This window comes from Bartonella sp. CR84HXZ (assembly GCF_042194535.1).
Lineage (GTDB): Bacteria > Pseudomonadota > Alphaproteobacteria > Rhizobiales > Rhizobiaceae > Bartonella > Bartonella grahamii.
Genome location: NZ_JBHIMY010000006.1, coordinates 39,947 through 47,667 on the forward strand (window position 1 = coordinate 39,947; position 7,721 = coordinate 47,667).

Sequence of the window (7,721 nt, forward strand, 5' to 3'; positions counted from 1 at the left end):
AGGGCCGTGAGGGTTGTGGGGCGGTTGAGGAGAAGAGGGGGGCAATGAAGGCGTAAAGGTTGGATTGTGAAATGCGTTAAATTTGAGAGAAGGTTTTCGTATCTTTGGTATATCTTGTATATGATCAGTGGGTTTTATTTATAAGGCTTTAAATTTAGCTCAATCCACCACTTGTTTTTTGAGTTTAATGGCTTGAAAGTTGACGGTTTTTTATTTTACGTTTTCTTATTTGCTGTCGTAAAAATGAATTTAAAGCAGGTGTGCGTGCTAATTGTGTTTTCTTATCGGTTTTTTTTCGGTTTATTGCGATACTTTTTTATTATGCTTAGCATTGAGGGTGCTTTTTGTATGCTGGCTGTAAGGGTGTCTAATTTTCATTCGGTTCTGATATGGTGTTTGTTATAATATATCATCCCATGACGTCATAAAATTCTGTTTTGATATAAGCTTTCTTGGTACGTTTAAGTGTTGTTTTAAGGAGCGCGTTGAAATTTCTTTAAAAAAGCTTGTCGAGTATGAGTATTACGGGAAGACTATGAGCGGGAAGTCAAGTCGAACCTGCTAAAATTTGGACTGTTGAAAGAGAAGTTTTTCGTGGGAACCTTACGTCCCGTAGAAATCGTTGTTCTTTGAGGTGTGGGGAGAAAGGTCAGCTTTAAAATAGACAAAAAATTCTAAACACAATTTGCTGTTTTAAGTTTTATGCCATGACGCCTTATAACATAACGCCCCATAAGATTATGCTGTCTAAGTCCCGTGAGAAGGGGATAAGCCCGTGTGAAGATCATAAACTGTCAGAGGGGGATAAGCCCGTGTGAGAAGGGTAAAAACGTTTGGTTTTGGGGCTGTTGATATAAGGATGCTGTTTGAGAGGCGCAGGGAGGGGGATTGTTCGTTCGCAAAGCCTATGATGTAAAGAGTATGGGGGGACTCAAGAGGATGTTCGGGTATGGATAGAGATTGAAGGGGCACGGCTTCTTTGCAAAGCATAGGTATTGATCATAAGTTTTGTTTATTCATATGATTTTTTATGGCTTCCAGTATCTGTTGGCTTATCTCCTGATGAGTCAGCCATCGTGAACCTTTTGGGGTTGTTTTTTGTCCTAATTGAATGGGGATGAAATCAACCTTGTTTTTGCGCGCGCACTCGATGACCATTTGATCATGAGTGTTGGAACCAAAAATATGAAGAATACATGGTGGTGTAGGCAAAAGAGCTAACTGCTCAATTAATGCGCAAGAAAATGCATGGGCAGGCGAATGAATCCATAATATGCAATATTTTAGATCATGCCATTGCTTCACAGCTTCTAAAAATTGTGCCTTTGATGTCGCACAATCATAATCCAACGGCACGCACAACTGTTTGTTGTGCAATGCCTCAAGCTGGACTTTATGAGAAAAAAAGCGTGCAGCAATAATCACTTCTTGCGGCTCGAGTGATTGACACAAAGGGGCAAGCATCCCTGTGCCCCCTACCACTAAATAACGATAGTGCGCACCCTTTTTTTTCATCCCCCCTCCCTTTTTGCTTTAAATCACACTTCGGTGCTTTAAAAATGTACACATTTCATCAGCAAGCCTTTCACAACGTGTTTGTATCTCTTCACTGATAACTTTCCAAGTACGACCGTCATCATCTGAGGAAAAATCTTCGGGGGAAGAGGCGATTTGACATTGGAGTGCATAACCATAAAGCGTGCTCACCACCGGCAATAAATGCTCACACGGTTGTGCGCATTTTTGGGCGGTACTCCCATGAGAGATAAGCCCAACAGGTTTATTTAAAAAGGCATTATAAGCTAAATTATCAAGAGCATTCTTTAAAACACCCGAATAAGACCCTTGATAAACGGGGCTTGCTAGAATAACGCCATCAGCCTCTGCAATGGTTTTTACAAACTGGCGAACCGCAGCACTTGGATTAGCCTCAACCTGCTGATGATAATCTGGATCTGTCATCGGTAAGGGCTGTTCACGCAAATCAACCCAATGAAGTGATGCACCCCGATTCATGAGGCAATCTGCTAAATAACTGGCTAAAGTTCTTGTTAATGAAGGTTGACGCACAGACCCCAAAATAATTGCTATATTCAATAGGATTCTCCTTTATCTTTTCCAGAAAAGCCTATAACGCAAGGCTTAAAAAGAATTGTGAGTGAAATGACGCGTATCATTATGCTGTTTATAAAGAGCAGTTGTGATGATACCGCATAGTTATAGAATCAGTCCATGCTAACAAGATTGTTGACAAAACAACACCTCAAACTTGAAGAGAATGTTAGTGCTTTCATTAATATTAAAACACTTGATCTCAAAAGTAGCGGCTGTCTTATTGTTTTAAAAGCGTTTTTTATGAATATATTCTTAGCTATTGGCTTGCAAGATTCCCAATGAAAAAAGGAAGATATCGCCATATTTTGATTTATAATGATCATTGATCCTTTTTGATTGGAATAAGAGAGTTGTAAGATTTTCTTATTTCAAATGCTTTTATTGCGCGATTATTTGCGTATCAATGGAAGTTCCTTTTTTCATATCTTAAGTGGGGGGCGGAAAACAATTGAGAAAAGAATAAAAATGCTTCTATTTTTATCAAGTTATAAGGGCTATCGTAGAAGCTAGATATGGCTGTTGTAGGAGCAGGGCAGGCTTTGTCGTAGGGGGGAAGCCCCCTTAGGGTAAGGCTATCGTAGAGGCAGCAGCGGGCGGGCGTATGTGAATGGCGCCGGATTACACTTTTTATTGAAACAATGGTGGTGATAGATTTTATCGTAAGGGGATATATTCATGAGGGCGCTATTGTTATTTCCTTCATGGGTGCTGTTCATGAAATGGGGTGGACGCGCGTTGGTTTGGAAGTGTTGAGAGATGCTTCTTTAAAACAAGCACGTGAATTGGCAAAATTGAAGTATTGGCAACATAAATATGCAATACGAGTGTTCTCTGGAGGTGTTCTGTTTGACGACAATGGACGGAATTTTACTTGAGAGATTGTTCGTGTCCTTATAAAAGTCAAGGACAAACAGTTGTATAAAAAGGAAGAGCAAATGAAGGGGGAAAATTCCACATTTTATAACAAACTGTGCTCTGTTGTTTTTGGAAAATCATCTCGTTCTTATAAAGACCATATTATCATTTGTCTTATTTCTATCCTTATTGGGATAGGTCATAAAGCTCTTTTGATCCCATTAGAATCCGAGTGGTCGTTGAGTGTATCGCAGGATAGCGCTCTTTTGGCGCTCTTTGTGCTGCGTGAAGTTATCATGGTGTGTGTTGTTGCCTTGATGCCTGTTTTATTGGTGCTTTATCTCATCTTAACGTATTTGTTGAAAAAAAAGATTCAGCAGTTAGAAGAGGCTATCCAGCAACGGGATCACACAACCGATCAACAAAATAATCCGGTAAAAAAGGATAGAGAAAAAATAAGCAGTTTTTTTATCGTATACTTTTGGTTGATATTTCTGCTAGAGGTCTTTTTTCCTGCGGGTGTTGTCATGCTCATTTTAGAATTTTACTATTTTGTTTTCAAGCGCGTGAGAACGTATTGTAGAGTAAAACGGGAATTGAAACGCGTAAGAAAAGAGCGCGACAAGGCGCTTTTGTAGCTATCGTGAGGGGGAAGAGGCAATGTTTGGAAGCTCGTGACACAAGAAGAGGGGATTGGATGGTTGAAGAATCATCAGGCAAAGAGGAGAGCCTATTTTCGTTTGTAATGAGGAGGATGCTCTTCATCATTTGGAAGAGCAACTGCGCTTTTAGAAAGTCTGGGTTTTTTGTTGAAAATAAGGGAAGCGCCATGCATCGCACTTTTAGTGGTTCTTAAAAAAGCGAGCATGAGATAAAGAAATGCGTTTTTCATAAAAAAAAAGGAAGAGCAATGAAGGGGGAAAATTCAGCATTTTATAATGGACTGCGCCATTTTTTCGAAAAAAGTGTTTTTTCTGTGCGAGAGCATGTTGTCATTTGTTTCCTCTCCCTCATTATTGAGCTATGGAACAGGATTTTCTTTCTTGAGCTGTGGAACAGGATTCTCTCTCTCTCATCCTTGGATAGCAAAGAGTACAACATTTTCTCTCTTGAGCTGTGGAACAAGATTTTCTTTCTCCTATCCTTGGGTAGCAATGGAGAACGGACAGGGTGGTGGGATACACCTCTTTTTCTCTCTCTGTATGCGTTTTGGAAAGTTATTATAGTGTGTGTTTTGCTCTTGTTCCCAGTTATGTTGATACTCTGCATAACATTGTGGTTTTTGTTGAGAAAAAATATTCGGAAATTGAAAGAAATAAACCAGCAACGGGGTAAAATAACCTGTCAAAAGGATCGGTATAAAAAAGGCGATAGAGAAAAAAGGAGTGATATTTTTGTCATGATATTTGTTTTCGTGCTTATGTGCGTGACATTGGGGGTTGCTTTTGTTCCCATGATGATTTTGGAACTTTATTATGGTGTCTTTAAGCAGGTGAGAACGTATCGCTGTTTAAGAAAAGAACTGAAAAACGTCTTGCAAGAACAGGATACAGCGTTTGAGAAGTCATGAGAGGGAAAAAAATAATGAAGGAATTATGAGAGATTCAACATTTATAGGGATTGCTCTCTATACCATTTTGCCTCTGATGTTTTTTGGTGCTCTTTATGGGGTGTCCGTAAACATTGCTTTAAAGGAGCAGTGTTGAGGATGGCATTGAGGGGAAGAAAAGCCGATTATGGACCATTGTTGATTAAAGGGAATGAGAGCCCATGGGGTTTAGAGCCTAGAGTGAGCGTTTGGGACTTACTTCATCGTTTGAAATGTGAGGAAGGGAACGGTTTTTCTAGCAGGTGATCGCGGTATATGGGGTGTTTTCGTATTTTTAGGTGCCTTGTTCATTCAATCTTTGAAATGAATCCTATTGAAGTGGGGATGCAGGGTCATTTTCTTGAAAATAGGGGAATTTGTTTGAAAAAAAGCTGAATTGTGACTATCGGTTACAGATTGGCGCGGTTTGAAAATCTTCACTGTTTGAGGTGTGAGGAAGGTAAGGGGTAAGATCCATGCGGGATAAGAAAATTTCTGAAAAAAGCAAGAAAGAATCGCTTGATGAGGGGGAATTTTTAACCATACAGAGTGCAACAGCGCTTTTAAAAAGCTTGGGATGGTCGGTGGAAATCGAGGGAAAAGGAGATCATTTGGCAACTCTCTTTTTACCAGATCGCGAAGTGCAGTTTCTTTATAACGAGCAACGAGTGGAAGAATTTTCGCCCTTTGATCGCGGACTTTTAATTATGAGCGGTATTTTCGCTGCGGCTTGTCAGACGATTAATCCTCATAATTCTGGGGTTTTGCCAACAGTATTTATGAATTTTGTATCCAATGGATTGGAAATTTTTGAAGAAAAAGTGAGCGCCCAGCTTTTAAAGAAAACTCTCGATAAAACTTTAAAATGGACAATGGAAGATGATTCTTTGCATGAAATGTTTCGCTCTCAATATAGTATTCCTCCTTGGGAAAAAGACTCTTTATCTTGGGCACCGGATGATGAAGTAGAGTTCGCACCTTATGCTTTGCTGCATCTTGCAGCTCTTGCCTTGCTGGGCGATGTTGAGACTTTAGCTTCTTATGATGAAAGTTTTACGGCAGGGGAAAAGCTTGGCTTTGATGAAACCATTGAAAAAGTCCATTTGGAACGCGCGATGGTGATCGCTCAAGAAGTGAAAAGGGAAGGAAAGTTCAGTTACGATCTGCTGGAACGGGTTGCTGAGAAGTGGTCTATAGCCATGGACTATCAGCTTTTCAGAGTGAGATCCCCTAATACGTGTAATCAAAAACGCGCTTTTCATAAAAAATTAGTCGAGGAGAAAAAACAAGAATTAAGGGAACAAGGATTTGAAGGGGTGAGTGATGAACAGCTCGTGCTTGAAGTAGAGGGGGTAAAATATTCTCCTGATATTATTTATATTAAAGATGGTGAACCTGCATTTATGGATATAAGAATTGATTAGTGTTGTACTCTCCTGTTAAAGAAAAGCACTTTTATTTAAAAGATGTGAAAGCGCTATGATTGAGGCGCTTTCATACCTTTCTTACCAGAGCAAAATAAAGTGCTCGAAAAATCAAGAATAATAGCCAAGATTTTAAAAAAATAGACTGAAAATGGCTTGATCCTCAAGAATAGGGGAGAAAAATCGATTATAAATTCTGCTATCTTCTTCAAGACGGTCCTTTTTTTTGTTAGAAAATGCTTATAAATGATCGCTTATTCAAGCGGTATAAGGGAAGTCTATTAACTAAAACGCTTATGAGGGAAGTCTATTAACTAAAGTGGTATGAGAGGGGGGAGCTTAGGGGGAGAGCCCTCATTATTTGAGATGTGGGACAAGTAAAAAATGTCATTTTTGAAGGCGGTGATATTTAGCCAATAAAAATAAAAACATCGGAAAAATTAAACTAAAAAAGGCCCCATTTTAAAAGGGCCTCTTTATTTAAATTTTACAATATACACAAAATGTATATAACCTTATTTTAAGAAATTTTTGTCTCTTATACTCTAGCGGAAACCAATTGTATAAAATATATAATAATTGATCCTAAAAAACCAGCTATTGCATTCAATAAACTTTTTCCTTTTTCGTATATATCGTTTATTGATGCTTGTTCTGATGCGCTTCTATTATTTACTCTCAGTATATTCAATGTATCCGATGTGTCCCTTACTTGTTTAACAAACTGTAAATTTGTTTTTTCAATAGTATAAGGTGCAACAATAGGAGAGGGTTCTTTATTGACTATACGATCAGATTTTTGAATCGCGAGAGCTAAACCGCTTGTAATTGCCCCCGCTATGAAAAAATATCTGATATTCATAGTTTTTTCTCCTATATTTATTTCTATAAATAAATATCGATATGGATCATACATAAATTCGATTTAAATAACTATAGTAAAAATACAACAGTCATAAAAAAGAATAAAGTTTGTCTATATTTTGACAAAATTTACCCTTAATTGCCTTAAAGAATTCTTTCAGATTCTATTTTATGAGGGTGTAAAAAAGTTTGAAAGCTCTGTAGGGAAGTGGAATCCCATAAGATGGGTGATACAATAGTTGCTAGCAAACTTCTTTTTTGTGCTTTTTAGCAAAGATTCATAAAAATGAGGGTTCATAAGAATGAGATGCGATGAAACTTGAGTAAAACCCCTGAGGGGAATGGTGCACTCTTTTGAGGGCTTGGAGTGCATCCTCTACAGTTTGGATACTGCTTTCATGAGGGTTGAGCAGTATCCCGTTGAGGGGAAGGATGCACTCTTTTGAGGGCTAGAGTGCATCCTCTACAGTTTGGATGCTGCTTCATGAGGGTGGGCAGTATCCGTTGAGGGGAAGGATGCACTCTTTTGAGGGCTGGAGTGCATCCTCTACAGTTTGGATGCTGCTTCATGAGGGTTAAGCAGTATCCCGTTGAGGGGAAGGGTGCACTCTTTTGAGGGCTGGAGTGCATCCTCTACAGTTTGGATGCTGCTTCATGAGGGTGGGCGGCATCCGTTGAGGGGAAGGGTGCACTCTTTTGAGGGCTGGAGTGCATCCTCTACAGTTTGGATGCTGCTTCATGAGGGTGGGCGGCATCCGTTGAGGGGAAGGATGCACTCTTTTGAGGGCTGAGTGCATCCTCTACAGTTTGGATACTGCTTTCATGAGGGTTGAGCAGTATCCCGTTGAGGGGAAGGATGCACTCTTTTGAGGGCT

At 39.4% G+C, this 7,721-nt stretch carries 7 protein-coding genes; 4 read left to right on the plus strand and 3 right to left on the minus strand.

All coding sequences use genetic code 11. From position 1 onward, the window contains the following. Positions 1–999 precede the first annotated feature (999 nt). The gene (locus ACFIKD_RS04170) at positions 1,000–1,515 is read right to left on the minus strand and encodes a short-chain dehydrogenase (RefSeq protein ID WP_375635590.1); all 516 of its coding nucleotides are present in this window, start codon (positions 1,513–1,515) and stop codon (positions 1,000–1,002) included. Between the two features lie 18 nt (positions 1,516–1,533). After that, on the minus strand, positions 1,534–2,097 hold the full coding sequence (locus tag ACFIKD_RS04175) for an NADPH-dependent FMN reductase (RefSeq protein WP_375647286.1): 564 nt from the start codon (positions 2,095–2,097) through the stop codon (positions 1,534–1,536). 662 nt (positions 2,098–2,759) lie between these two features. On the opposite strand from ACFIKD_RS04175, the gene ACFIKD_RS04180 reads away from it, so the two are divergent. The 4 genes from ACFIKD_RS04180 (at position 2,760) to ACFIKD_RS04195 (ending at position 5,982) form a co-directional block, all read left to right on the plus strand. Beyond that, positions 2,760–2,990, plus strand: a complete 231-nt coding sequence (locus tag ACFIKD_RS04180) for a hypothetical protein (RefSeq protein ID WP_375635592.1) — start codon at positions 2,760–2,762, stop codon at positions 2,988–2,990. Between the two features lie 60 nt (positions 2,991–3,050). Then, positions 3,051–3,608 carry a hypothetical protein gene (locus ACFIKD_RS04185; RefSeq protein WP_375647287.1) on the plus strand — a complete coding sequence of 186 codons (558 nt, stop codon included), beginning with the start codon at positions 3,051–3,053 and terminating at the stop codon, positions 3,606–3,608. A gap of 59 nt (positions 3,609–3,667) precedes the next feature. Further along, complete coding sequence (locus ACFIKD_RS04190; protein ID WP_375647288.1) at positions 3,668–3,826, plus strand: hypothetical protein; 159 nt, start codon at positions 3,668–3,670, stop codon at positions 3,824–3,826. A 1,208-nt stretch (positions 3,827–5,034) separates the two neighbouring features. Continuing rightward, complete coding sequence (locus ACFIKD_RS04195; RefSeq protein ID WP_375647290.1) at positions 5,035–5,982, plus strand: DUF6990 domain-containing protein; 948 nt, start codon at positions 5,035–5,037, stop codon at positions 5,980–5,982. A gap of 538 nt (positions 5,983–6,520) precedes the next feature. Here ACFIKD_RS04195 and ACFIKD_RS04200 read toward each other — a convergent pair. Further along, positions 6,521–6,844: a hypothetical protein gene (locus ACFIKD_RS04200; RefSeq protein WP_375635597.1), complete on the minus strand. Its 324-nt coding sequence runs from the start codon at positions 6,842–6,844 to the stop codon at positions 6,521–6,523. Positions 6,845–7,721: the final 877 nt, after the last annotated feature.